Here is a 25,612-nt window from a genome sequence, read left to right on the forward strand (position 1 = left end):
TTTTAGCTTGAGCATCTGCCGAGAAGCATCAGATCCGAGGAGACTCATTTTCAAGGGCAATCGGAGCAATAACAGGAAGGTTTCATGACACCTTATAAATTTTGTCAAAAAAAGGGTTGCCATTCCACTATATATCTTCGAAGAAAATGGAAAAGTCTATATCGAGCGACCATACGACGGTATTTATCGTAGTAATAGGGAACTAATGACAAGAATTAAACAAATTGTGGACAATTAAGTATTAGAATATGGGGCAGAGTCAGCATTTAAGGTTGACTCTGTCTTATTTTAGCTCTTTGTCAAATGATGTTGTTTTGATCAAATCACACTTTAAGAAATGCTTCGGCATTTCCTTTTTTGTATTACTAAATGATTTCATAGGTGATTTGATGGATTGGGAACACATCTGAAGGTGGCGGGAAGTCCTGAACCTAAACACTATCCTCTTTTTTATTTATTATGAAGTTTTCATGAAATCATTGCTCTAATTTTATCGTGGGTAGGAAATCAGCGATAAGAGATTGAGATGAGGGTAGAGATTTATCTCATGTGCAAAACTTCTAAGTTTTACAGATGCAAGCTGAGTGTGATAAAACCAGCTTCGGGACATGCGCAAATTATATATGCAAATGGAGGGGCTATTTTTGATGGTTGGATACGCCAGAGTTTCAACAAACGACCAAGAATGAGCAGGTCAAATAGGAATGTTAAAAAGTGCTGGAGCAGAAAAAATTCACAGCGAAAAAATTTTTGGTACAAAACGTGATCGTCTAAAATTTGAGGAATTGCTTTAGACGCTTTCTCCAGGTGATGAATTGATTGTCACCAAGTTGGATCGACTGTCGCCTTCGATTCAGCAGGGAACCATCTTGATCTCGGAACTACAAGAAAAAAATATCGTGGTAAATATTCTTAATATGGGTCGAATCGATCAATCGCCCAGTGGCAGCTTAATGTTGAATATGTTTTTGGCGTTTGCCCAATTTGAACGTGATATGGTTGTTCAGCGAACCCAAGAGGGAAAAGAGTATCAGCAGCTGCATAATCCGAATTACAGAGATGGTCGACGAATGAAGAAAACGCCACGACAAATCAAAGAGATCCTAGATTACCTAGAAATACATACTTATAAAAAAACGGCACGATTATTTGAAATTGATAAATCTACAATCGAGCGATATAAGCAGCGATACGGCGAGATAGTATCGAAAAAGTGATGAGAAAACAGAACCAAAAAGACCCATGCAAGAATGCGTGGGCGTTGGTTGGGAGTTGGGACAACACGAAAAGCTACAATAGCAGTAGAACTTTGTGCCTTGATTTGGCCAATCGCTGCGGATTTAATTCTCGTGATAAAGAGGTGAACGAAATATGATGGATCATATTGAACTATATGTAAATGACTTAGAAAAAACAAGAAAGTTCTATTCTACTTTGCTTTCCCTTATGAATTACCAGCTTTATCAGGACTGGGAGCATGGATTCAGTTACAGGTATAAAACATTTTACATTGTCTTTGTTCAGGCTGAAGAGAGCTATCGAGAAAAAGGATTTCATAGAAAAAACATAGGATTAAATCATCTGGCATTTTCGGTTGATAGCACAGAACAGGTAGATCAGATTCGAGTAAGAATGAAGGATTTTGGTGCCAAAGAACTGTATGTTGATAAGTTTCCTTTTGCCGGTGGAAAAGATCGCTATACTTTCTTTTTTGAAGATCCAGATCGTCTAAAATTAGAAGTTGTTACGCAAGCTTGTTAATTGATTAAACCTTACTGGTAGTGAAGAGATAAAGGGGAGCATGTATGCAGCAATTGATTATGTTATAATAAGGTTGTTATTGCAATCGCCTTCACGAAAAGGGGGATTTTTTATGCTAATCTCTGGAACATTCTGGTTCATATTTTCATTTATCCTATTGGTAGTCAATCAAATATACAGTGATTTATATTATAATTCATCGAATCCCCTAATGCTAATCCTTGCTATTATTTCGTTTATGCTAGGCATATTATTTTATTATCAATATTACTCGAATAAAAAACAAGGGAATGAAAGTAAGTGATTTTTTTTTGCCGCAATTACGATAGAAGGAAAACGGCACTACAAGAGCGGATTTTCAATGCCAGAAGCTGCATATGTTGAATGACGTTTGCAACTGGGGAAAGAGCATTTAGGGTGACTTGCAAGGCTCATACGAAAATAATACCATTTTCATAGAACGAGGTGAGGAAAAAATGAACAAAGAGTTACGTAAGTCATTTCTATTTGCGCTTATTATGGCCTTAATCTCTGGTAGTCAGATGTTAATGGTTTTGTTTTCTCATCGCGCGCTTTGGATAAAATGCTTGTCAGTACTGATCTTTATCATAATCCTCGCCCTTTGAACTTGGTTTTTTTATTGTAATTTCAAATTTAGTAAAGTATTGAATCAGTATGCACAAAACTTCCATTTAACGCCTGAAGCTGTGGCACATGCCACAGGTCAAAACCGTTATGATTTTTATTATCTAACCGGTAACAAGACGATGGTTTTTTATAGTGGTAACCTAAAAAGGCGAAAGCATATTATTGAAAGTCTAGTAAAGCAGTATGGAAAAATACAGGATTAAGCTGAAATTACTAGGCTCTTTTGATGCTGGTAATGCAGAAGTGAAATAGTTGAATAATACGGAAAATAAGCCCGTCGAATCTCGCTAAAGGTTACGACAGGCTTATTTTTTTCTTGTCATTACTGATTTTCAAAATCAATGTTGCAAAAGCTAACGCAAACATAACGCTTCAAAAACAGTCGAAGCTATTCCTTTCTAAGGAAAAGCACACAATCAAAAGTCATAGGTATTCCCCTTTTATGAGAGTTTGCCATTTTTGTTATTCCTAGATATTAATCAAACGGAGAGGCACTTCATTTGTCAAACTGGCTATATAGGTGAAGTGTTCCATCGAAAACCTGATAGACTTGGTCATATTTCTTCAACGTCACTGATTGAGTATCATGAGTTACTTCAATGTATATTCCTTGCTGATATTTTACCAGAAAGTCCAAAATAATTTGCTTAGATTTTTGGTCAACTCCAGTAAAAGGCTCATCTAAAAATGTAATTGGAAAATCAAAATTCAGCATTCGAAGAATACAAATAATCTGACGCTCACCGCCACTTAATTCAGAAATGTCATGATAATTTATTACTCGATTTTGAATAGATTCGGGTAGTTCGTTAAGTAACTGATTCACTTGTGGATTCAGAGGATAACTTCCAAATAAAGTTACATTTTCAGTAAAGGAAGCTTCAAATAAATGTTCTCTTTGTTGTAGTGTGAAGATAGATGCAGTTCGATCACTTGTATTTATTGGAACATCATCAAAGTAAAATGAACCAGTAGACGGGGTCAGTTCACCGTTTAGTAACTTAACCAGTGTTGATTTTCCAGCACCGCTCTGTCCAATGATAGCTGTAGGATGAAACTTTTCAAAAGTTACTGCATCAATAAACATCTTGTACTCGTTTCTTTGAAAACTAAGATTGTTAATTTCAAAAACTGCTACTTGTCTTGGTGGATAATCAGACTCCTCTAATTCCGGGAGTTCTAGCTGCTCTTCAATTTCCGCAACAATATCTTTTGAAGAATTCAAGACATTTATACAACTCAAGACTCCTTGCATGGATCCAATCAATTGACCTGTGTAGAGAAATGCTGCACTGACGGCACCTAAGCTTATTTCATTATGTAATAGTAAGTAGCCAGCTAAGGAGAAAACTGCCAAGTTCATCAAATTAGTTCCGATACTATTGGTCATGTCACTGAGAACTCGGAATTGACCGAAGCGAAAGTTTTTTTCTTCGGATTGTGTCAAAGAGTCTTGATGCCGTTTCCGAAAGATTTTAATTGTTTTCTGTTGTACATATTTATAGCCAGAGAGTAAATCCAATAATAGACGGTTGTATAGTTTTAGTTGGCCTAATTGTTCCTTTCGTAGTTTTGCCAATTTTTTTTGTGTAAAAATTGGCAAAAGTGAGGTTCCAACTGAAAAGATTATAATAATCCCCATCAGTCTTAAGTCTAAAACAAATAGCATACTACCACAGTAAATGAGCAAGTTTGCAATACTTTTCAGGAGATCAATCCAGGCACTGAGGTAATCTTCGTATACAGCATCTACATTGTTATTTATGATGCTCAAATAATCTACAGGCTGTGCTTGTTCAAATTTCTTTGGCTTTTGTGAGATGAATTTCGAGAATAATTGCTGCCTGATTTCCAAGTTGAAATCTCTTGATAATTTCCATTCCCACAAACGATTTAAGTATTCAAAACAGTTATTTAAAACAACCAATATTAGAAACCAAATAATCAGTTTTCCAAGATAAGGCGCTCCAAGGTTATATTTATCCATAAGAAGTTTTGTCATCATTGGAAAGAGAGAAGACGTCAGAGAAAAAATACCGTAAAAAATAAAGCCTGCCATAATGGTCCATTTCAGTTTGTTGATAAGCTTCTTCATCTATCTTTCCTTTCAAAAAAGATCGAGGAAGACCTCGATCTTTTATACCGTTCTTAGTTTTTTATCAAAGCAGAAGGTTTCATAATTTTTCCAAAATTTTAGTGATGAAACGTTTAACAAAGAATTATACGTTTTAATCATACGATTAAGGTTAGCCATTAGTTCGACTAATAGACCGGTATATATTGATGAATTCGAGTTATAGCTGAATTGAACAGTTAAGTTATCCATACCCGTGCGGAGATCTATTTTATTGTGCTGAATAACTCATCTATGAACAGTATAGATGAGTTTTATTTACTTGAATAGTGATAGATTGAGATTTTTGACTCTTAGTATTTCTTTATAACAATAGTTGGATTAGCTGAAAGTGAATCTATTGTTAGCTTGTAGAGAACGGCAACTTCAGTTGATAGATATCTATAGTATGAGATTAAAGGCTATATGGAAAGTGTTCAATAATTATATATTGAAATAATTGGTTTTTGATATACCAATAATTGTATGGTTTATAGAGTTGTTGTTGAAAACGAGATTATACGGATATTTTGTTAAAAATAAAGAGAGGCTCTAGGATTTCTTGGAAAAAAAGAGCCCGTAGTTTGGTGGGAGTAATTGCTAAGTTCTGATAGAAAAAGAAGGTCGGCATTATTTTTTGCGTGATATACTATTTATAACACCGCGAGATTAGTGATGATTTGTAGATATTGCAATACAAAGGGTACGAAACTATTAACGGACAGTATCACTGTGCAAATTGTGAACTGGATTTTAGTGAGAACCAAAAGGTATCATTTTAGATATATATCAATCAATAGACGACCAGAGATAGGATAAAAAATAATGCATTTTTAATGTCCTTATATTGAAAATCACATACTGATAAAAATATAATCTATGAGGTGGAAAATGAAAAAGGTGATGCTTTTTTTCTTATGTATCTTAGCAGGTTGCAGCAGTCAAAAACTTGAAAGTACAGCTGTAGAATTAGAAGATTCAAGGGTGTATTCTAAATCGGAGATACAACAAGGTGTGAGGGTAATTGAGCAGAAGTTTTCCGAAGAATTCGAATCTGGGCGGATAACTAAACTACACTATAAAGATGAATATATCGAAAAGATAAATGAATGCTCTGATGAGAAATCCTGCATGGTATTTAGAGCTGAGATGGAGTTTCCAAATAGAGACTCTAATCATGAACAGAATGCGAAAGACAGGTTCGATAACTGGTACTGGTATCTCACTTATGACACAGCTGAAAACAGGTGGGGTGTTTCCAATTATGGCTTTAACTAAGCTTTTTGCTGCTTGGTACACTAAGTATTGTGGAGCTTAAATGAGTCTTTAAGAATTTGAATGTTTTAGCTTGCGATTTTTTTGAGCGGCTTTTTCAGGAAGTTGTGAACTCAACTGGCGCAAACTTAAGCGTCTAAAAGGTTGCTCAATCAAATTATCCACCTTCAGACACAAGGAGTTTACACAAAATTGTACTCGCTTTTCGCTGCGAGCTGAACTCGGTTCCGGCGTTTGACTAGGTTCAAAAAGGCGCCCACTAAAAATTTCTCCAAAGCACTTCACGAGTAATCTCAAACAGTTCGTCGTGAAAATTTAATTGAGGAATACTCGAGTAAAGTAGGAATCGAGCGTGTGGCCGATCATTCCGAAAAAGTATCGCTTTCCTTATAGGAAGGGGATACTTTTTTGATAAATTGACTATCTTATGTTGGTGAGTTTTTGCTGATCGAGTTGTAGTTTAGAAAGATAGCCCAATAAAGGAATAGTATGTTGTGTGCGTCTAATTTTAACACCATGCCTGTTCTATCAATAAATTTGTCTTGATTTTTAAATGTATTGCTATCGTTAGAAGTCAGTTGTGTTTTTTATTAGTGTGTAAAGGGATGCTTGAAATAGATGTATATAACTCGTAGTATCTAATTTTAAAGTTATCGTAAGCGCTGTAATTTTTTTGATATTATATTACTATAACCATTAAAAGGAAAGACTAAATTATTTTATGGATATCGCTTGTTTTGAAAATGAAGGTGTTGGTAACTGAGAAATGGTGATTTTCTAGACAATTTAAAAAGCGGGGACTCGTATGAAACAAAGCATGCGCCACTTGAAGCAGTTCGCTACTCTTTTCACTCGACATAGAGCTGTAATTTTTAAACTAGGGACTATCTATTTTTTTCGTGGGATTTTCCCGACAATGTATATGATTGTGCTTGGAAAGATGATTAATCAGTTTCTGGAACAGTTGCAACCTGACACTCTAATGGTAGAACGTTTGTTACCGCTAATTCTGCTGCTGGGAACGCTCTATTTTCTACAAAGTCTGGTAGCTCATAGATTAGATATAGCAAATATGCGGTTTGAGCTCTTCTGTGAAAGGACACTTGAGCCGGAATTGGTAAAGCGGCATTTGGCGACTCCTTATGAAGTGATGGAGTCTGAAGATTACAAAGATCAGGTTGAGATGATCTTTAATGATTTTTCAGGACGCATTGCTACAGCTGTGCGGAATACATTTGAGCTCTTGTCGGTAATTTGTTCGTTCTTATTAGTGCTCGCAATCGTTGCCAGTCAAAATATCTGGATTGGCCTGGGTATTCTAGCAATTACGCTGCCGCTAATCAAGATAACTATTGAGAACGGTAAAAACAATTATGCTGTATTTTCAGAATTGATTCCATTGAGAAGGAAAAATGAGTACAAATTTTCCTTATTTAACAGTTTTGAGTTTGCTGAGGAGCGTCTGGTATTTGATAATAGTGAGGCATTGGATAAGTTTTACGATGAAGATTGGGAACAGATGTATCGAAGGGAGAAGGAGCTTGCCTTTCCATTCTTTATGAAGATCAATGCTGTGACTGTTTTTTCAAGTCTTGTGAGTGTCTTTACAGCACTGATTCTGATCGTCCCAGTCTATTACGGGCAACTTTCTATCGGATTCTTTATTGCATTGCTTAATGCCCTCATGATGGTGATGAACGCTGTTTCAAATGAACTACTTCCAATTGTGGAAGACTACAGCGAGAACTGGGAATATATGGCTGCTGTAGGGGCTTTTTATACGCAGGCCAGTCAGTTATCGGACTTGGAGAAAATGCAGATGCCGCCTGAAATATTCGAACAAATCCGTTTTGAACATGTTTCTTTCAAGTATCCGGGGGCCACAGCGTATACGCTGAAAGATGTCTCCTTTGAGTTAAATAAAGGCTCAAAGTATGCTTTTTTTGGAGAAAATGGTTCAGGGAAATCTACTATTATCAAACTTTTGCTAGGCTTGTATGGCAATTATGAGGGCAACATCTACTTTGGTGAACTTGAACTCCGGACTCTGAATAAGACCGCCTTAAGGAGTAGCTGCAATCTTATGCTACAGGACTTTAATCATTTCGCAATTCCAGTTTTTGATTTCCTCAATCTCAATGATGGTAGTTGTGAGGCGAATAAAATTGAATGGAATCAGGAGTTAAAGGAATTGCTTGGCCCCGAATATTTGGCTGATTCCTTGATGTTGGGAAATATCCACCAACAAGGCATTGAATTGTCCGGCGGTCAGTGGCAAAAGCTCCTCTTTTTAAGATGCAAGCATCAGATAAAAAAATTGTTCATTTTTGATGAACCTTGTGCTTCACTGGATTGTCGCGCAGAAAAACAATTTTATCAGGAAGTCGAAGGGTTATGCAAAAATGACCTGGCTATCTTTATCTCTCATCGAATGGGATCCGTTTTTTTAGCAGATGAAATTTTTGTTATTCACAAGGGATCCATCGAAGAGTCTGGAGAATTTCGAACTTTGGTAAATAACGGTGGTCTGTTTAGTCACTACTATCACAATCAAAAAAGTTGGTATGAAGATGAAGAAATTTGTTAAGTTATTTACCCTTTGTTTTTCTTTTGACAAGATGCGTACAATCTGGCTGGCTCTCCTTTTATTGGCTGCGAGTCTTTGGTCTGTTCTAAAAGTAGCATCATTGTCAAACATGATTGATGTTTTATTTGCCGCAGAAAGTCTGAATGAGCGTATTGCGAGCATTATTGGATGGGGCGGCTTTGTGATTTTTTCTCACTTGCTCCATGCAATGACCAGTTATTCTCTGAATGGAGCTACTCGACGATTGACCCATCAGCTGAATCGTCATGTTGCGAAAAAAATTCCGGCATTGTCACTGGAAGCTGCACATGATCCCGATTTTCTAGAGGCATACACTACATATCATACTGCTGTAAGGGAACTTCCCGTCACTTTCATTGGGGTTCTAAAGATTTGCTTTGATACGATTCCGTTTCTGATATTTATCAGTGTATTAATTGCTAATTATTATTTCCCGTTGATTGCAACTGTGCTTCTATTAATTACTTTGACAATCGTAACCATGCGGCGTAATCGAAGTACAGATACTCTTACCAATGCTTATGAGACAAAGAAAACGGCCGAGTTGAAAAAGTCCTACTATCAATCTCTGCTCTTTAAAGACCGGGCTTTACTGGAAATCATTGCAACACAATCAAAAGACCGTTTTTTCAATTTTTATGCCAATAGCAACAATCAGTTATCTCAAGTTGACGAAGAAATAAGAACTTTTCACCTAAAACAAAAACAAAAAAATATGATTCTCAGCGTTTTGGGATATCTCCTAGTTCTTGCTATCTTTTCTGCCGCGCTGGTGACACAACAAATTACGATTGGTGAATTTATCGCGCTGCTTTCCATCTCCGAAATGCTCGTGGAAAATACCAAGGCTGGCTGGGCCATCTATTTTGAAGCAATCTGCGAAAAGTACGTGTATCTCCAATCTTTCCATGATTTTACCGAAGCTACCTCTTATTCTGTGGCGCCTGCTCGTCTTGAAAAAGCTCATCAAATTCATTTAGAAAACATTAGCTTTCATTACCCGGGTACTTCTGAGAACGTCCTTCACGAGGTCAATTTGACGGTGACAGCTGGCGAAAAAATCGCCTTCGTAGGGGAAAATGGCTCTGGGAAATCTACTCTTTTGAAACTGATTTTGGGTCTGTATACTCCGACAACCGGTCATATTCGCTATCAAGAGGGCAAGGGAAATTCCCGCCGGTTTGGTAAGATTTCCGGGCTTACCCAAAACTATAGTCGCTATAAACTATCCTTTCAGGAAAATATTGCTATTGGCGAAGATGTCACAACAGTCAATCCTGCGTTCTTTCACCAAGCGATTGCTCCTTTACGTTTGCAGCAAAAATTAGAACCTCAGGGGATCACTGGGACTACCAATTTGAGTAAAGATTTCGGCGGGTGCGAGTTATCCGGCGGTACTTGGCAGCGGGTTGCTCTGGGAAGAAGTTTCTACAAACCAGCTAATTTTCTGTTTTGGGATGAACCCACATCAGCGATTGATCCTCTAGAGGAAAAGCGACTTTTTTCGGTCTTTGAGGCTGCTGGGAAACAAAAAACAACTTTGCTCGTAACTCATAAATTAGCTGCTGCAAGACATGCGGACAGAATCTACGTATTAGACAAAGGTGAAATTATTCAACAAGGAACTCATCACGAGTTACTGACTTTAAATGGCAAGTACAAGGACCTGTGGGAGACACAAATTTCACTTTTTAAAGAATTGTGATTTCGTCACTAATTAGAAAGACTCCAATAACAGAGGGTTTCTTCGTCGTGCTTTCCCCTTACTGAGGGAGGTTAACTGCAATGCTAAAAAAGGGCTCTGATTTTTATTGAACCACTTGATAAATGACAACAACAAAACAGGCCAAAAGGAAGGCGAAAATTGAGCGCAAATAGCGTCTTGTCAAGATAATACAAATAATTAAGGAAAGATGGTTTTGTGATTTGGTCTCGCTTACAATTTCGAATGTTATAATTAGATTGATATACGAAAGATCGAAAACTGTAGTGGAGAATTCTATTGTAGCGATGTTCTAAGAGTGGAGGGATTTCATGGATTGCAAAAATCATTTTTCCGGAATCAGCTTTTTCAAAAATGTGGCCAACAGATGGTTTTTTCTTATAGGAGCAATGGTGTCCATACAATTTCTTCTGGGGCAAAATATCGCTGAACTGAATGAAACATTATGGACTGTTTTATTTGTAATAGCTATAGGGATAACTATAGTTAAATATTTTAGACAGTCAGATTAGCTGCTCCGGCTCACCTCTTAGAACAATAAGGGAGAAGCTTGGGTCTAATCATTATTTTCTACCCCTGCTCTTAATTTTGGACTGTCGTTCTAATAAGCGCGCTACAAGTAATCAAAAAGGAATACGAAACTGCTAAAGTAGAAGAAGGTACACGCCAATAGGTGAAAAAGAGTGTTCCATTTATTTTGAAAGAGAATCTTGTGCTGATTCTCTTTTCAAGCGGCACGACTTTTTCAAACCCCAAATTTGGGCTTAGGAATTGCTTATTGAGGGTGGAGTGAAAATATAAAGAGAAGAAACACTCGTTTAGACAGGAGTTTTTATGAAAAAATATTTATGGGCAATTCGTGGCTATATCATTCTCGGAATTGTATTAAATTTAATTGAAGCATTTCTTACCTCGCTTTTTCTATTGTTTCCTGGCTGGATTGTAGATAATTATCACAAAGGACTTTCATACATCCTCTGCCTAACTGCTCTTTATTCCGGTATTTTTGTCCTCTATCTTATAAATGCCTATTTCTCAAATCGTGTTTCAGACTATCGGCGCATAAAATTTGAAAAGGAAATAAAAAAGGATTTTTTTAATTCCACGATTGGAAGGGATTATGAAAGCTTTCATGAGTACAGCAATGCAGGGTACATTTCCATGCAGGCCAACGACATTACAGAGATGTGTCAGAATTATTTAAGTCCGTTACTAGCAATTTATAGATCGATTTTATTAATCCTGGTCTTTGGAATTTCGTTAGTTTTATTTGTGAATGTTTGGGTGGCATTGGTTATTTTGATCTTTTCGATTCTGGTCGTCTTTGTACCTAGAATTACAGCAAAAAAATTAGCACAAAAAAATGAGGTTTATTATGCTCGTTTGGGGAACTATACAAATGTGATTAAAAACTTCTTCGATGCTCACGATATTTTGGATAGTTCTAGTCGAAAAACGATTACTTCTCTCCATGAAGATGAGCTGGACGATGTTCTGAACTCAAATATGTCTTTCCGAAAGACGAATAGCTTAGCAATGGTCATCAATGGTGGTGCAGTTGAATTTGTGGCGGTCATTACTTTTATTGTGGTTGCGTTGTTGCTCTTTCACAATCAAATTACTGTCGGAATGGCGACGATTTCCTTTACCTATAGCACGCGATTTATCGAGCCTATTTATGAGCTTAATGTTTGTTTAGGCAAGGTAAACTCGGTAAGAAAGGTTCAAAAGAAATTACTTGGAATTATCAATGAATCCAAGCGTCAAGAAAATAGGACAACAAAAAAATTCCGCACCATCGAAACTTCTGCCTTGCATAAACAGTACAAACACGCGAGTATTCATCTTCCAATCCTATCGTTATCTTTTCCTAAAAAATATTTGATAACAGGTGAAAATGGCACAGGGAAGAGTGTTTTGCTGCGATTACTAATGAACTTTGAGAAACCCAATCATGGAGCAATCCGCCATGATGGTGAAGGCAATCTGGATGTTTCGGAAAGTGTCTGTTACTTACCGCAAAAAGTGGTGATTTTTAATGGATCGTACGAAGACAATGTCACGATTTATCAAACCTATGATTCTAGTCGGTTAGAACGGTATGAATCACTTTTCCCAAAAGCAATTATTCAACATATCAAAGAAAATGAGGATCTCCATAAGCTGAGTGGTGGTGAGAAGCAAGTCATTGCGCTACTTCGAGGATTGTGCAGCAACAAGGATATTTTATTGATGGATGAACCGTTTGCCGCGATGAACACATTGACCATCGAACACTTTGTAAAAAGGATGAATCAAATCGACCGAATGTTGGTAATCGTCGCTCACAATATGGAGAACTATGTAGAATTATTTGACGAAGAAATTATCGTGGTACGCTGATTCCTTCAGATAAAGGAGCGTGGATTTTTTTAAACTGGCTGAAATTCATAAACTGTACGAAGAAAATCGTGCAGTGAAGGCAGTTATTGTTAATTGGTAAATCCAAGGAATTAAAACTGCCAGGTTTGACTTGTTAAACTATAGCTTGAAGCGACTGCTCTATTTAAAAAGAATCAACCCCGATAACTGAGGGATTGGTTCTTTTTTTGATAATAGGCGGTAAGTGTCAAGCGTTTCACTGCAGATGCAGCAATGGCAACTGGCAACATCTGTTTCAGCTATCTTCCGGAAAGTGGTATAATGACTGGAAGGAGATTTTTAAGAAGGGCTGTGGCGACGTGCGTTTTTTACATACGGCTGATTGGCATATCGGCAAAAAATTCAATGGCTATGATCTGTTGGCAGAACAAGAGGCAGTCATCAACCAGATTATCGAGATTGCCGTGGCTGAAGCTGTCGATGCAGTAGTGATTGCAGGGGATCTCTATGATCGCGGGGTGCCACCGGTAGAAGCGGTGGCCTTGTTTAACCGACAAGTGGCGCAGTTGAATCTGGAAAAAGGGCTGCCGTTGTTGGCGATTTCCGGAAATCATGACAGTTCGATTCGTTTAGAAACCGGGAGTCCGTGGTTTTCGCATACCCGGTTTCATCTGCACACTCGATTAGAGCAGTCATTTGTTCCGGTGGCAATTGGCGATACGCAGTTCTTTCTATTGCCGTATTTTGAACCAATCGCAGCACGAATCTATTTTGAAGACGACACGATTCGCACAATTGCAGAAGCCATGCAGCTAGTTGTGGCGGAGATGAAAAAAGCGTTTGATCCGGCTATGAGACAGGTATTGGTGACTCACTTTTTCGTAGCGGGTGCCACGCGGACAGATTCAGAAACCAAAATTGAAGTGGGCGGGCTGGACAATGTGCCGGCGGATCTTTTCGATGATTTTGACTATGTGGCATTGGGGCATCTTCATGGCAAGGATGCCGTGAAACATCCCCGAGTGCAATACAGCGGCTCGCCGTTGAAATTCTCGCTGTCGGAAGCGACGCAGGAAAAAGGTGTATTCATCGTGGATACTACGGCTGCCCAAAAGCGACAATTTTTGCCGCTGGTGCCAGTTCATGATGTTCGAATTTTGACTGCTGAGTATGACCAGTTGCTAAATCCTGACTTTTATCAAGCCGTGGGACGAGAAGATTTCTTGCAGATCAAGCTTACAGATCGAGCGGTGATTCCTAACTTGATGAACACTTTGCGGGGAATTTATCCACGCATATTGGGAGTTGAGCGAGTCAGTGGTGTAACAAAAGTGCAACAGAAAGCGGCTGAGCTGCCTCAAGAGCGTAATCCCGAAGCGTTAGTCCAGGACTTTTTTGCTGAAATGACTGGCGAGACGCTTTCGAATCAGCAGCAGGAATGGCTACGAGAAGCTTTGCAAGAGATCACCAAAGAATGATCGAAAAAGGACCGGGGTTCCAAGAAAAATGCTGTGAGCTGAAGCATTGTCAAAACAGCATTGCCAAAACAGATACGAAGGAGGAGCAAAATGCAACCGCGTAAATTGACGCTGACCAATTTTGGGCCGTTTATACAAGAAGAAGTAGATTTTGCTGCTTTTGAAACCAACGGACTGTTTCTGATTAGTGGCCGTACTGGCGCTGGCAAGACGACGATTTTTGATGGCATGACGTATGCTTTGTTCGGTCAGACTTCGGGTAAGCTGCGCTCGCCTAAAGAAATGCGTTCGGCTTTTGCTACACCTGAAGAAGAGACCGAAGTGCGGTTTACTTTTGAACACGGTGGCTTTTTATATGAGGTTCAACGACGGCCGGAACAAGAAGTTGCTAAAAAACGTGGCAATGGGATGACGAAGCGGGCAGCCAAAACCACGTTGACGATTTTTGACAGTAATGGTCAAGAACAGCGGCAAATCAGTAAGGATGTGGATAACTACATTCAGGAGCTGTTACATTTGACTGCCGATCAGTTCTTTAAGATTGTTATGTTGCCCCAAGGTGAATTTCGAAACTTTTTGGTGGCTTCCAGTTTAGATAAAGAGCAGGTGCTACGACGACTTTTTGACACCCAGTTGTACACACACCTGAATGACTGGCTGAAAGAGCGAGTGACGGCGGGTGGCGAAACACTTAAACTACTGGATATGAAGGCCCAGACACTGGCGGAACATTTTCAGTGGGCATCGGCTACGCCACCGGAAAGTGTCAGCTTGCCGGAATTAGCCGCAAATTGGCAGGTAGATATTGCCGGCCTAAAAGAGAAAGAACAGCTGACTGAAAAGCAGCTGCTGGAAGCACAAAAGGCTGAGAAGGTAGCGGAAGCCGCTTTCTACGATGGCAAGGAACGGCTGGGACAGTTTGAAGAATTGGCAAAACTAGAGGAAGCAGCGGAAGACTTGAAAGCACAGGCTGAGGAGATTGCCGGAGCGAGAAACAAGCTGCAACAGCTCCAGTGGGCCAAGGACAATCGTCATCTGTTGGAGAATCAGCGGGAGCAGCAGCTTCAAGAAAAGCTGCTGATGGACAAACTGGCGTCAGCTCAACAGCTGGCAGATGAGCTGCAGCAGGCTTTTGAAACGTGGCAAAAGGGACAGGCAGCACAGCGCAGTCGTAAAGAAGAGATGACCCAAAAAAGGCAGCACTTGACTGAAAAAGAGCTACAGCTGCCGCTAGCTCGCCGCAGTGAGGAAAAACGGCAAGAAGCTGCTTCTTTGCAGGATTCTTTGGCGCAAGTTACTGAGAGAGTTCAACAACTGATTCAAAAAGAGACTGAAAAAAAAGCACAGCTACAGCAGTTGGCGTTGCAATTGGCTGAAAAAACTGACCTGCAAGAATACAAGTTGCAATTGACGCAGTTGGAAAATCTGGTTGAAAAGTTGACGGACAGTCTTCAGCAAGCTAAGTCTGCAGAACAGGCAGTTACCGATGGACAACAGCAACTGAAAAAGATACAACAATCTCTCCAACAGCAGCAACAAAAGGTACAAGTAACTCATGAAGAATTATTGACATTAAAAAGTCGTCAGGCGGCATTGATGATTGCCAAGCTATCATTGGATTTACGTCCGGGAGAACCATGCCCGGTTTGTGGGGCATTGGAGCATCCTAAAGCACACAAGGAGCGGCCTGAATTTTCCGCAGCTGAAATCAGCGAAAATGAGCTGCAGTTGCAGGTATTGGAAACCACGTGGCAGCAAGCTGAAAAGGATTTAACGGCTCTTGAAACCAAAGCAGAACAACTAGCGGCAGAACTGGAACTGCTGGCTCGTAAGCTCACTGAGGCAAAAGTGGAGCAGGTGCGTCATGAGAATATTTTTGATGAAGCATTGGCTGCCATCAATGCTAAGGCTGTGTCGATCGCTTTAGCTGATCAAAGAGGGACGGCAGCTGATCTTACCGGTGATACCACCGCAGAAGCCTTGGTAGCAGCCGCTGATTCGGTGGCTGCAGCAGTCAGTGACACCGCAACACCACCACAGATATTGTCCCACTTACAAAAAGCGTTACAACAAAAAGAAGAGCATCTGACAAAGACCGCCCAGCAAGCGGACCTTTTGCAACAAGAGTTAGCGCTTTTAGCAGTAGAAATAAAGAACGAAACCACAACTCAGCAACAATTAACCAGTCAATCTCAAAAGTTGCAGGGGGAATTGGCCGGTTTGGAACTACAATTGGGGACTGCTCGGTTGCCAGAGCTGGAACAGGCAATTACTGAGCTGGCTGAAACGGTTACGAACCTGGAAGCGACGAGTGCTGCTTATGAAGAGCAAGGGCGTCAGCTGCAAGCAGAGCAGCTGACTACGGATGTTCGTTTGCAACAATTGACCGAAGCATTGACTACTCAGCAGCAAAAAGCAGCACAGGCCACGAAAGCTCTTGAAGAGCTGTTGGAAAGTGCGCCATATGAGAAGGTGACTGCCGCTGATTTGACGGAGTTGGTAGCGACTTTGTCTGAGCTTGAACCGTTGGAAAAGAAAATTTCTGACTTTGCGCAGCAAGAGGATTTTGTGACCCGTCGTCGGCAAGAGTTGCAGGAAAAACTAAAGGAAACAATCACGCCGGAATTGGCGCCGTTGGATGCTGCTTTTGAAGCTGCCCGCAAAGTTACCAAAGAGGTTCAAGAACAGCTATCTAAACAGCAACAACAGCGAATAAACAACGAGGCTACCTGTCAAGAATTGCAGCAACTGATTGCAGCCAACGAAGTGCAAGTGGCTCAGCAGACGCAGCTGCTGCAATTAGCAGATACCGTCAGCGGCCGTAATGCCTATAAGACTAGTTTGGAACGCTACATCCTCCAGAGCTATCTGCAGGAAATCCTGTTGGTAGCCAATACGCGCTTGGCTCGTTTGAGTCGAGGACGTTACCAGTTTCAATTGGCAGACAAAGAAACTGGTGGTCGGGGTATGAAGGGCTTGGACATTGATATTTACGATGACAATGCTGGGGATGCTCGGCGTGTCCAGACCCTTTCCGGTGGCGAAAGTTTTATCGCTGCATTGGCTTTGGCACTATCATTGGCGGATGTAATCCAAAATCGTGCCGGAGGGATTGCCATTGAAGCGTTGTTCATCGATGAAGGTTTCGGCTCATTGGACGAAGAATCTTTGGAGATGGCGATGGAGGCCCTCAGTATGATTGAAACGGAAGGGCGCATGATTGGAATCATCAGTCATGTGCAGGAATTGAAAACCAGTATTCCAAGACAAATCCTGGTGAAAGCTGACGGTGCCGGCCAAAGTCGCATCGAAATGCAGCTGGAAGCCAGTCAATGAATCCGCAGCATCGTTTTTAACACAGCTGACACACTTCCTTTGGTCAAAGTCTGACTAAGGACAAGAAGTGGTTACTCTTTTGGTGTCAGGCAGTGGAAATGGCAAAAAGCGGAGGCAATAAATAGGAGGAAACCACATGAAATGGAGTATCCCGGAAAAGGTCATTGAACGGGGACGCGATTATTTGAAAGAGGGCCGGGTGCTGTCAGTGACACCGGATGCGGCGAATAATGTCTGGCATGCAGAAGTGCTGGGCAGCGAGCTGTATTTTGTAGATCTGGACGCCACTGCCAAAGAAGAAGATTACTGTCAGTGCCCTTATTGGGAAGAACACCATTATTGCAAGCATACGGTGGCTGTAGAATTGTATTTGCGGCAAGAGGGGAAGACCCGTCGTATCAAGGCTGACGACTTGGAAAAACCCAGTGGCTTCTCTGCCTCGGAGATGTTTTCCAATGGCTTTTCTCGTCTGCGAGACGCCGAAGACAAGAAACCGCAGCCATTGAGTCTGCAGTTTGTCGTAGAAAGCATCCCTACCAATCCGTTTCATCCGGAGCTGTCTGTATTGGGCATCTCGGTGAAACTCGGCTATCGCGGGCAGACTCGCAATTATGTGGTGAAAAATATTTACCGCTTTTTGACGGCTTACCAAGAGGGAAAAAAACTGCTCTTGAACAAGCAATACCAGTTCCAATTGGGGGCGGGGGCATTTACTGAGGCGGAAAATCAGCTGCTAAGAGAACTAGCCGGTTTGGCCCAAACGCAGGAATTGATGGGGCAGACGGGAATCCAAAATCGCGGCAAGCTGGATAAAAAATACCTACTGCTGCCGGTGGAATTTGGCCGAGACCTGTTGGAGCAAATGCGGATTTTTCCCACGGTGCTGCAGTTTGAAGAGGGAAAGCTGGGCCCAATACTTTTTGCTGATGAGGGACAGCCGTTAGCCTTTTCAGTGCGTAAAAAAGGAGAAGACTTTCAGCTGAGTATCGATCGGCTGTTTCGCCAACTCTTCAGCCATTATCGCTGGGGAGTTGCCGGCGAAGCCATCTATCCGCTGAGTCCAAAGCAACTGGAAATCTATCAGACATTAGAACAGCTACTGAAGCGCTTGCCAGAGCCGGTAATTGCCTATCCGAAAAATGAACTGTCGGTCTTATTTAAACAAGTGCTGCCTTTGTTGCGCGAATTAGGCGAAGTAACTGTCGCCGAAGAGGTTTACGAACACATCAGTGAGCAACCATTGGCAATCAAGTTTGTCCTGCGACGTAAGCAGGGAAAAATTCAAGTACAGCTGGACTTTCGTTATGGAACGACTACCTTTTCCAGTGATCCAAAATATCAGGTGAGTGCGGACAATCATCCAGAAATCATGCGGGATTATCAAAAGGAAGAGCGGGCACGGCATTTGTTGCAGCGCTTTGGCTTTGGTATCAATGACACCGGTTTTGCAAAAGAGATTCCGACTGGTGGCAAGCTGTTTGACTTTTTCACCAAAGAAGTGCCCGCGCTGCAGCAATTAGGCGAAGTATTGATGGGGAAAAAGCTGCGGGAGCTGTATCTGGATGCAGCCGGCCATCCTCCTAAGCTGACGGTAGATCAGGAAGGCTCCTGGTTAGATGTCCGCTTCGACATCTCAGGTATCGCTGACCATGAAATTGATGCGGTTTTGGCTAGTCTGTTGAATAATGACCGCTTTTACACATTGGAAAATGGGCAGATCATCACCTTTGATTCTGAAGAGTTTCAGCAGACTTCTCAAGCGCTGCAAAGTTTGCGGGACCAGCTGGCTAGTCAAAAAGGCCATCTGCAGCTGCCTTTGAATCAAGGATTGGCATTGCAAGAGCGGCTACAAGGCGATAATATTTCCTTTACGGCAGCCTTTTCTGAGATGGTCAAGGACTTGTTGCATCCGGAAACTTTCACGACACCACTGCCAGACGGTCTACAAGCGGAATTGCGAAACTATCAGGTGACAGGTTTCCGCTGGTTGAAAATGCTGAGTCATTACCACTTTGGCGGGATTTTGGCTGATGAAATGGGACTGGGAAAGACGCTGCAGGCAATCACCTACCTGCTTTCAGAAAAACAAGAGGGCAGTAAACTGCAAGCCTTGATCGTCTCACCTGCCAGCTTGACCTATAACTGGCAACAAGAGCTCAAGCGTTTTGCGCCACAGCTGAAAACAGCAGTGATTGGCGGCAATCGCAATGAGCGGGAAAAATTGCTGGCCGAGCCCTTGGATGTCTACATCACTTCTTATGCCAGCTTGCGTCAAGATGTGGATATGTACCAAAATCGACCAATCACCCATCTAATTTTGGACGAAGCACAGATGGTCAAAAATAGTACTACAAAAACCGCGCAAGCATTGCGATCCTTGCAGATTGATCATCGCTTTGCCCTCAGTGGCACGCCAATTGAAAACAATCTGGAAGAGCTGTGGTCATTGTTTCAGATGATTATGCCGGGTTTTTTCCCGAGTCGCCCGAAATTCAAGGAACTCTCCGCTGAAGCAGTAGCTAAAATGATTCGCCCCTTCATTTTACGGCGGGATAAAAAAGCGGTATTGAAGGATTTGCCGGATAAGCTGGAACGCAACTACTACAGTGCGCTGACGGAAGAGCAAAAGACGATTTATCTAGCTTATCTGCGGCAGATGCAAGAGCAGATAAGCGGTATGGATTCTCAAGCCTTTCGTAAAAATCGGATTGGGATCTTGGCCGGGCTGACGCGGCTACGACAAATTTGCTGTGACCCACGGCTGTTTATTGAAGACTATGAGGGTACCTCCGGAAAGCTGGAACAAGTGAAAGATCTGGTACAGGCTGCCAATGAAAACGGCCGGCGGATTTTATTGTTTTCTCAGTTTACCGGGATGCTGGACATCATCGAAGGAGAACTGGCGCAGATGGGGCTGACCAGCTTTTATCTGCGGGGCTCTACGCCGCCTAAAGATCGCATCAAGATGGTGGATGCTTTTAACGCTGGAGAAAAGGACGTCTTCTTGATTTCCCTGAAAGCCGGCGGTACCGGGCTGAACCTGACCGGAGCAGACACGGTGATCCTCTATGACCTCTGGTGGAATCCAGCGGTGGAAGAGCAGGCAGCTGGCCGGGCACATCGTATCGGTCAGAAGAAGGTGGTGGAAGTCTGGCGTTTGATTGCGGAAGGGACGATTGAAGAACGAATCGATTTGTTGCAAAACGAAAAACGTGAACTCTTCCAAAAAGTCATCTCCGGCAATGAAGCTCAGATTCAGCAGTTGACAGAAGAAGATATCCGCATGATTTTAAATGCCGGTGCCGAGTAAGAATTTTTGGTACAGGTTTGAGCGAAAGCAGTCCATTCATAGCTGCTTTTGTATTAAAAAAAGGATCTTGTCTCACCTGAATTGGTGAAGCAAGATCCTTTTTGATAGTTGTTTTGCCAAGTTATCTCCGTAGGTAATTGAGATGGCGAGGTGGCATTGATTAGACGGACAGCGGCGCAAAGATTCCGCAAACGGTGTCGTGGAGTTGATCGAAACCGTTCAATTCCAAATCGAAGAGCTCCTGTTCACCATGGGGAATGTCTCGCAGACGATGGTTGAACCACAGGGCATGCCAGTCACAGCTTTTGGCACCGACGATGTCATTTTCAAAGCTGTCGCCTACATATAAAGTAGTTTTACCGTCAAAGCCAAAGCGCTCTTCGGCCAATTGGAAGATTTCCCGTTCTGGTTTTTGGAAGCCTGTTGCTTGGGAAATAATCACGTTGTCTGGATGAATCCAGTGCAAAAGACCCAGTTGTTTGACTTTTTTGTATTGGTGGTCGGTGGGACCGTTGGTGATGATCCCCATTGGAATCTCATTTTCTTTCAGGAAATCCAGTGTCTTGCGGACTTCTTCGTGCAATGTAATATTGTCCAGTTCTTCTTCATAGATAGCTTGAAAGCGCAGTGCGTCAGTATCGGAAATACTGTCATAGCCCAGATCTCGCAGCGACTGTTGGATGCGATAATTACGCATAGTCACGAGGTCCCATTCGCCAGTCAAGACTTTCGGGAAAAGCTCATCAGAATGAACACGGAAACGGATGTACAGATCGTGCATGTCATCATCACAAAAATCAGTTACGATTTTGTGGACGGCATTTTTAAACGGTTGTTGCTGATCATAAAGTGTATCATCGACATCAAATACGATTGCTTGAATCAAAGTTCGACACGCCTTTCGATTTCTGTAAATTTTCATGTGGCTCACACAGGTATCATTCTAGCAGAAATTCGACGAAAAAAAAGGCGGAAACCGCGCTGTATAAAGGTTTATTCTACCTTAAAAGCTCTCGAAGGCGACCTGGCAACAATCCGCTATTTTCAGTTTTCTTTACCGAAAAAAGATTTTGCATTGCCCAAACGCTTTCCTTATAATGAATAGGATCTGTTCTTTGGCGAATTAGTCGTCAACGAACAAGAGTGAAGAGAAGAGAGGATAAGAGATGTTACGACGTTTTTTTAGTTACTATCGTCCTTATAAGGGCTTGTTTTTGTTGGATTTTGGCTGTGCGATTTTAGTGGGGGCCTTAGAGCTGGCGTTTCCGGTGGCGGTTAATCAGGTGATTGACGACATCATGCCCCGTCATGATTTCAAGCTGGTGATGCTGGCGTGTGCCGGATTGTTTGCCTTTTATGCCATCAACACCGCATTGCAGTATATTGTGATCTTTTTTGGGCACAAGTTGGGGGTCAATATTGAGACCGATATGCGTAAAGACTTGTTTCGTCATTTGCAGCGACAGTCCTTTGCCTATTATGACGAACAAAAAACCGGTAATCTCATCAGTCGGCTGACCACTGATTTGTTTGAAATCTCTGAAGTGGCGCATCATGGTCCGGAAGATGTTTTCATCACCATCATGACGCTGGTAGGTTCTTTTGCGCTGATGTTTCACTCCCATGCAAAGCTGGCGGTGGCAACCTTTGCTCTATTGCCGCTGATTACCATTGCCTTGGTTTTCTTCAATAAAAAGATGACACAGGTAAATACCCGCATCTATGAAAATCTGGGAGATTTCAATGCCGGTGTGGAAGCTAGTGTCAGTGGTATTCGAGTGACCCAATCCTTTGCCAATGAGCCCTTTGAAGGTGAGCGCTTTGACGGACTCAGCCAAGGGTATCGCCAATCTAAAATTAAATTTTACAAAGTGATGGCCGCAAGTTCGGCTTATAACTACTTGCTGATTCGCTCAATCAGTCTTTTTACCCTGATTTTTGGAGCGTATTATGTGATTCAAGGGGAGCTGACGTATGGTCAGTTCGTCTTCTTCATCTTGCTGTCAAACGTGTTTGTTCGGCCAATTGAGAAGGTGAATAACATGATTGAAAGCTATCCTAAAGGTTTTGCTGGCTTTAAGCGGCTGACCGATGAGCTGGATCGGCAACCGGAAATTCAAGATCGTCCGGGGGCGGTTGCAGTCAAAAGCCTGCGAGGAGACATTCATTATGATGACATCTCTTTTGCTTACGGTGACGACAACAAAAAGGTACTGAGCCATATTGATTTGCAGATCAAACCAGGGGAAACCGTCGCCTTGGTGGGCCAAAGCGGTTCTGGTAAGACGACATTGAGCAATTTATTGCCCCGATTTTATGATGTGACCGCTGGAGCCATTACCATTGACGGCATGGATATTCGGGATATGACTTTGGAATCCTTGCGCAATCAAATTGGGATTGTGCAGCAAGAAGTTTTCTTGTTCCCCGGCACCATTCGTGAAAACATCGCGTACGGCAAATTAGATGCTACTGATGAAGAAATCGAGACAGCGGTAAGATTGGCACATCTTGAAGACGCTGTCGCCAATATGAAAGATGGGCTAGACACGTCTATAGGCGAGCGGGGAGTGAAACTTTCCGGTGGTCAGCGGCAGCGGGTGGCTATCGCACGGATGTTCTTGAAAAATCCACCAATCCTAATCTTAGATGAAGCCACATCGGCATTGGATAGCGAAACTGAAAAAGTAATTCAAGAATCATTGAATTCTTTAGCCGCTGGTCGTACCACATTGATCATTGCGCATCGTCTGGCAACTATCAAATATGCTACCCGTATCGTAGTGGTAAGTGACAAGGGCATCTTGGAGCAAGGGAGCCATGAGCAGCTATTGAATCAACAGGGACCCTATGCAGCACTCTATCAGTCTCAATTCCGTTAATTGTCAAAAATTTCCAAAATGTAGAAATAAAATGACATAAAACTCAACGTGCTTTCTAGTTTTTTAGCGGATTCTTTCTTAAAAAAATTCTTTTCTACCTTTTTTCAGGTATTAAAAAAATGAGGTTTCAGAGTGAAGGATTTATTCAAAAAAAACGTTTATTTTGTGGTATTCTGTGTTTCCAAATTTGCCTTTTACTGACTAAAAAATAACTGAACTATACAAGTTGGCGGCGATGAGCATGAAAAATTTTCTTTCCTGAGAATCCCGCGTAGTTCTTCATTATTGATCGATGTAAGCTTTTTCATAAACGTAGTCAAAAAATAATTTTTTTGAACAGAATATAAAGTGCGAATCGACTCGAAAAATTCTTAACAGCCGATTTAAGTAAATGTTTCACTAAATATATTGTCGGTTTTAGTTTCGATTAATATGGGAATAAAATTTGTAAATTCTCATTTATAAAAAATGAAAATTCCTGAAAACCGGTAAAAACGTGGGATGAGGCATTAAGGTAAATTTAATTTTACGAATATTTTTTTGAGAAAAGACTGGATATTTGATTTTTCATTGGGTATAATAGAGTCAGATTTAAAGATGAGGGCGATTCAATGAGACCCTCCAAGATATAAAAAGGAGTGATTACGTTGTTGACACTTTATACTTCCCCAAGTTGTACGTCATGCAGAAAAGCTCGCGCGTGGTTGCAAGAGCATGAGATTCCTTTTGTCGAAAGGAACATTTTCTCAGAGCCTTTGAATATTTCTGAATTGAAGGCAATCTTGCAAATGACTGAAGATGGAACCGAAGAGATCATCTCTACTCGTTCCAAAGTCTTCCAAAAACTGAATATTGATTTAGATGAATTGCCGTTGCAAGAATTGCTTGATCTGGTCCAAGAAAATCCGGGTCTGCTGCGTCGTCCAATCATGATCGACGAAAAACGCCTGCAAGTTGGTTTCAATGAGGATGAAATCCGTCGCTTCCTGCCTCGTGAAGTTCGTCAATTGGAACTGCGCCACGCACAATTGATGGCTGGCCTTTAAAATTATCTATGACTGATGGAGACAGAAGAAATATATTCTGTCTCTTTTTTTGCTCTAAACCCCGAATATGATGAAGTTTTTTCAATCAAAGGAGTTCGCTTTTGTGTGACTGATTTTAGGAAGTTTCATGATGCTCTTGATCCTGATGTCCCGCCTTCGTTTGAAGAAACAGCACTGCTCGATGTACCAAAAAAGTACCAGCTGCTGATTCAGCCTGATAAAATTTTAGTCAGGCAGCATTTGAACTATTTCGTAAGTAAAAGACGACTCTCTGCCAATCATTTTGAATGGCAGAGAGTCGTCTTTTGGAATTTTATGTTTGGTGATGCTCGCTATGCAGGAGTGTCACTGCCACTACCTATTTTAAAGTTTAGTCTGTAAAATAGTAGCGGGTCAGCTCAAGTGCATCATGTTCCATCAAGAGCTTGCCATGTTCTGACAAAACTTCTGATGTGGCGCTGCTGCGGCGAGCAAACTCAGCCATATAGGCTAAATAGTCTTCAATCTGGCCGTCGCTGATCAATTCATCGACAAATTCCACTTCCAAAAAGTAGAAGCCGGCCATTTGATAGAGGTTGCTGATCACGCAATCCAACTGTACCGCTTGGGCCATCAATACCAACTGCTCAAAGTCTGTCATCTCATAGATAAATTTACGAGGCAGCGGGTCTTGCGTGTCACGACTGTTTTCTTGCAGCTGCTCACCGATAGTCCGGCGCAAGATGGAGCCGGGCTCATCTGGGAAATCCTCGGCAAACTCATCAAGGTCGTTGAGATCCTCCATGTTGAGGTTCTTGCTGATGAATAATTCCAGGCCGTCTCCTTTGGGTAGTACTTGGAAGGTCACGGCTTCGCTTCCTTTGAATTCTTCATCTATATCGACTTCTTCGAGAATGCTGTAAAAGAAATTTTCGACTTCATTGTGATTGCCTAAAAGATCCAAAAAGGTGATTCCCCGCGCAGCTAAATCTTCACTTTTGATTAGGACCCGGATAGTATTTTCGTTAATGTGTTCCATTTCCATTTTTAGCTACACCTCATTTTCACGTGTTTTCAATATGTATCCATTGT

16 protein-coding genes and 1 pseudogene are annotated in these 25,612 nt (G+C 41.5%); 14 read left to right on the forward strand and 3 right to left on the reverse strand.

Features of this window, described 5'->3' with window-relative positions; translation table 11 throughout:
• The first annotated feature begins 94 nt into the window (after positions 1-94).
• The 3 genes and pseudogenes from ACOMA8_RS02640 (at position 95) to ACOMA8_RS02650 (ending at position 1,761) form a co-directional block, all read left to right on the forward strand.
• Positions 95-238 (forward strand): DUF5301 domain-containing protein, encoded by a 144-nt coding sequence (locus ACOMA8_RS02640; RefSeq protein ID WP_421368738.1) that lies wholly within the window; start codon positions 95-97, stop codon positions 236-238.
• Between the two features lie 574 nt (positions 239-812).
• A pseudogene (locus ACOMA8_RS02645) lies at positions 813-1,217 on the forward strand (recombinase family protein); the annotation flags it as partial.
• A gap of 154 nt (positions 1,218-1,371) precedes the next feature.
• On the forward strand, positions 1,372-1,761 hold the full coding sequence (locus tag ACOMA8_RS02650) for a VOC family protein (protein ID WP_421368264.1): 390 nt from the start codon (positions 1,372-1,374) through the stop codon (positions 1,759-1,761).
• A gap of 1,144 nt (positions 1,762-2,905) precedes the next feature.
• Here ACOMA8_RS02650 and ACOMA8_RS02655 read toward each other — a convergent pair.
• On the reverse strand, positions 2,906-4,504 hold the full coding sequence (locus ACOMA8_RS02655; RefSeq protein WP_421368267.1) for an ATP-binding cassette domain-containing protein: 1,599 nt from the start codon (positions 4,502-4,504) through the stop codon (positions 2,906-2,908).
• A gap of 909 nt (positions 4,505-5,413) precedes the next feature.
• Here ACOMA8_RS02655 and ACOMA8_RS02660 point away from each other — a divergent pair.
• The 8 genes from ACOMA8_RS02660 (at position 5,414) to ACOMA8_RS02695 (ending at position 20,613) form a co-directional block, all read left to right on the forward strand.
• Positions 5,414-5,800 carry a hypothetical protein gene (locus ACOMA8_RS02660; protein WP_421368269.1) on the forward strand — a complete coding sequence of 129 codons (387 nt, stop codon included), beginning with the start codon at positions 5,414-5,416 and terminating at the stop codon, positions 5,798-5,800.
• A gap of 802 nt (positions 5,801-6,602) precedes the next feature.
• Complete coding sequence (locus tag ACOMA8_RS02665) at positions 6,603-8,384, forward strand: ATP-binding cassette domain-containing protein (protein WP_421368271.1); 1,782 nt, start codon at positions 6,603-6,605, stop codon at positions 8,382-8,384.
• On the forward strand, positions 8,368-10,110 hold the full coding sequence (locus tag ACOMA8_RS02670; protein ID WP_421368273.1) for an ATP-binding cassette domain-containing protein: 1,743 nt from the start codon (positions 8,368-8,370) through the stop codon (positions 10,108-10,110). The genes ACOMA8_RS02665 and ACOMA8_RS02670 overlap by 17 nt, the downstream gene beginning before the upstream one ends.
• Positions 10,111-10,439: 329 nt before the next feature.
• On the forward strand, positions 10,440-10,640 hold the full coding sequence (locus ACOMA8_RS02675; RefSeq protein WP_161898849.1) for a hypothetical protein: 201 nt from the start codon (positions 10,440-10,442) through the stop codon (positions 10,638-10,640).
• Positions 10,641-10,962: 322 nt separating this feature from the next.
• Positions 10,963-12,510, forward strand: a complete 1,548-nt coding sequence (locus tag ACOMA8_RS02680; RefSeq protein ID WP_421368276.1) for an ATP-binding cassette domain-containing protein — start codon at positions 10,963-10,965, stop codon at positions 12,508-12,510.
• Between the two features lie 338 nt (positions 12,511-12,848).
• The gene (locus tag ACOMA8_RS02685; RefSeq protein ID WP_161898851.1) at positions 12,849-13,967 is read left to right on the forward strand and encodes an exonuclease SbcCD subunit D; all 1,119 of its coding nucleotides are present in this window, start codon (positions 12,849-12,851) and stop codon (positions 13,965-13,967) included.
• 90 nt (positions 13,968-14,057) lie between these two features.
• The gene (locus ACOMA8_RS02690) at positions 14,058-17,303 is read left to right on the forward strand and encodes an SbcC/MukB-like Walker B domain-containing protein (protein WP_421368278.1); all 3,246 of its coding nucleotides are present in this window, start codon (positions 14,058-14,060) and stop codon (positions 17,301-17,303) included.
• Between the two features lie 136 nt (positions 17,304-17,439).
• Positions 17,440-20,613 (forward strand): DEAD/DEAH box helicase, encoded by a 3,174-nt coding sequence (locus ACOMA8_RS02695; RefSeq protein WP_421368280.1) that lies wholly within the window; start codon positions 17,440-17,442, stop codon positions 20,611-20,613.
• Between the two features lie 160 nt (positions 20,614-20,773).
• Here ACOMA8_RS02695 and ACOMA8_RS02700 read toward each other — a convergent pair whose 3' ends face one another.
• The gene (locus ACOMA8_RS02700; protein WP_421368283.1) at positions 20,774-21,499 is read right to left on the reverse strand and encodes an HAD family hydrolase; all 726 of its coding nucleotides are present in this window, start codon (positions 21,497-21,499) and stop codon (positions 20,774-20,776) included.
• A 280-nt stretch (positions 21,500-21,779) separates the two neighbouring features.
• Here ACOMA8_RS02700 and ACOMA8_RS02705 point away from each other — a divergent pair, with 280 nt between their 5' ends.
• From ACOMA8_RS02705 to ACOMA8_RS02715, 3 genes are all read left to right on the forward strand, one after another.
• A complete protein-coding gene (locus tag ACOMA8_RS02705; protein ID WP_421368285.1) occupies positions 21,780-23,495 on the forward strand; it encodes an ABC transporter ATP-binding protein in 1,716 nt (571 codons plus the stop codon).
• 647 nt (positions 23,496-24,142) lie between these two features.
• On the forward strand, positions 24,143-24,541 hold the full coding sequence (gene spxA, locus ACOMA8_RS02710) for a transcriptional regulator SpxA (protein ID WP_161898856.1): 399 nt from the start codon (positions 24,143-24,145) through the stop codon (positions 24,539-24,541).
• 15 nt (positions 24,542-24,556) lie between these two features.
• Positions 24,557-24,922 carry a hypothetical protein gene (locus ACOMA8_RS02715; RefSeq protein WP_421368288.1) on the forward strand — a complete coding sequence of 122 codons (366 nt, stop codon included), beginning with the start codon at positions 24,557-24,559 and terminating at the stop codon, positions 24,920-24,922.
• On the opposite strand, the gene ACOMA8_RS02720 is transcribed toward ACOMA8_RS02715, so the two are convergent.
• The gene (locus tag ACOMA8_RS02720) at positions 24,912-25,565 is read right to left on the reverse strand and encodes an adaptor protein MecA (protein WP_161898857.1); all 654 of its coding nucleotides are present in this window, start codon (positions 25,563-25,565) and stop codon (positions 24,912-24,914) included. The genes ACOMA8_RS02715 and ACOMA8_RS02720 overlap by 11 nt on opposite strands.
• Positions 25,566-25,612: the final 47 nt, after the last annotated feature.

It is taken from the genome of Enterococcus infantis, from assembly GCF_049166715.1.
GTDB classification, from domain to species: Bacteria; Bacillota; Bacilli; order Lactobacillales; family Enterococcaceae; genus Enterococcus_C; species Enterococcus_C leclercqii.

Excerpts from the sequence above, each read along its gene's own strand:
- ACOMA8_RS02650 (WP_421368264.1), top strand. The coding sequence starts at position 1,372 with ATGATGGATCATATTGAACTATATGTAAATGACTTAGAAAAAACAAGA.
- ACOMA8_RS02655 (WP_421368267.1), bottom strand. The coding sequence starts at position 4,504 with ATGAAGAAGCTTATCAACAAACTGAAATGGACCATTATGGCAGGCTTT.
- ACOMA8_RS02660 (WP_421368269.1), top strand. The coding sequence starts at position 5,414 with ATGAAAAAGGTGATGCTTTTTTTCTTATGTATCTTAGCAGGTTGCAGC.
- ACOMA8_RS02665 (WP_421368271.1), top strand. The coding sequence starts at position 6,603 with ATGAAACAAAGCATGCGCCACTTGAAGCAGTTCGCTACTCTTTTCACT.
- ACOMA8_RS02670 (WP_421368273.1), top strand. The coding sequence starts at position 8,368 with ATGAAGAAATTTGTTAAGTTATTTACCCTTTGTTTTTCTTTTGACAAG.
- ACOMA8_RS02675 (WP_161898849.1), top strand. The coding sequence starts at position 10,440 with ATGGATTGCAAAAATCATTTTTCCGGAATCAGCTTTTTCAAAAATGTG.
- ACOMA8_RS02680 (WP_421368276.1), top strand. The coding sequence starts at position 10,963 with ATGAAAAAATATTTATGGGCAATTCGTGGCTATATCATTCTCGGAATT.
- ACOMA8_RS02690 (WP_421368278.1), top strand. The coding sequence starts at position 14,058 with ATGCAACCGCGTAAATTGACGCTGACCAATTTTGGGCCGTTTATACAA.
- ACOMA8_RS02695 (WP_421368280.1), top strand. The coding sequence starts at position 17,440 with ATGAAATGGAGTATCCCGGAAAAGGTCATTGAACGGGGACGCGATTAT.
- ACOMA8_RS02705 (WP_421368285.1), top strand. The coding sequence starts at position 21,780 with ATGTTACGACGTTTTTTTAGTTACTATCGTCCTTATAAGGGCTTGTTT.
- ACOMA8_RS02715 (WP_421368288.1), top strand. The coding sequence starts at position 24,557 with ATGGAGACAGAAGAAATATATTCTGTCTCTTTTTTTGCTCTAAACCCC.
- ACOMA8_RS02720 (WP_161898857.1), bottom strand. The coding sequence starts at position 25,565 with ATGGAAATGGAACACATTAACGAAAATACTATCCGGGTCCTAATCAAA.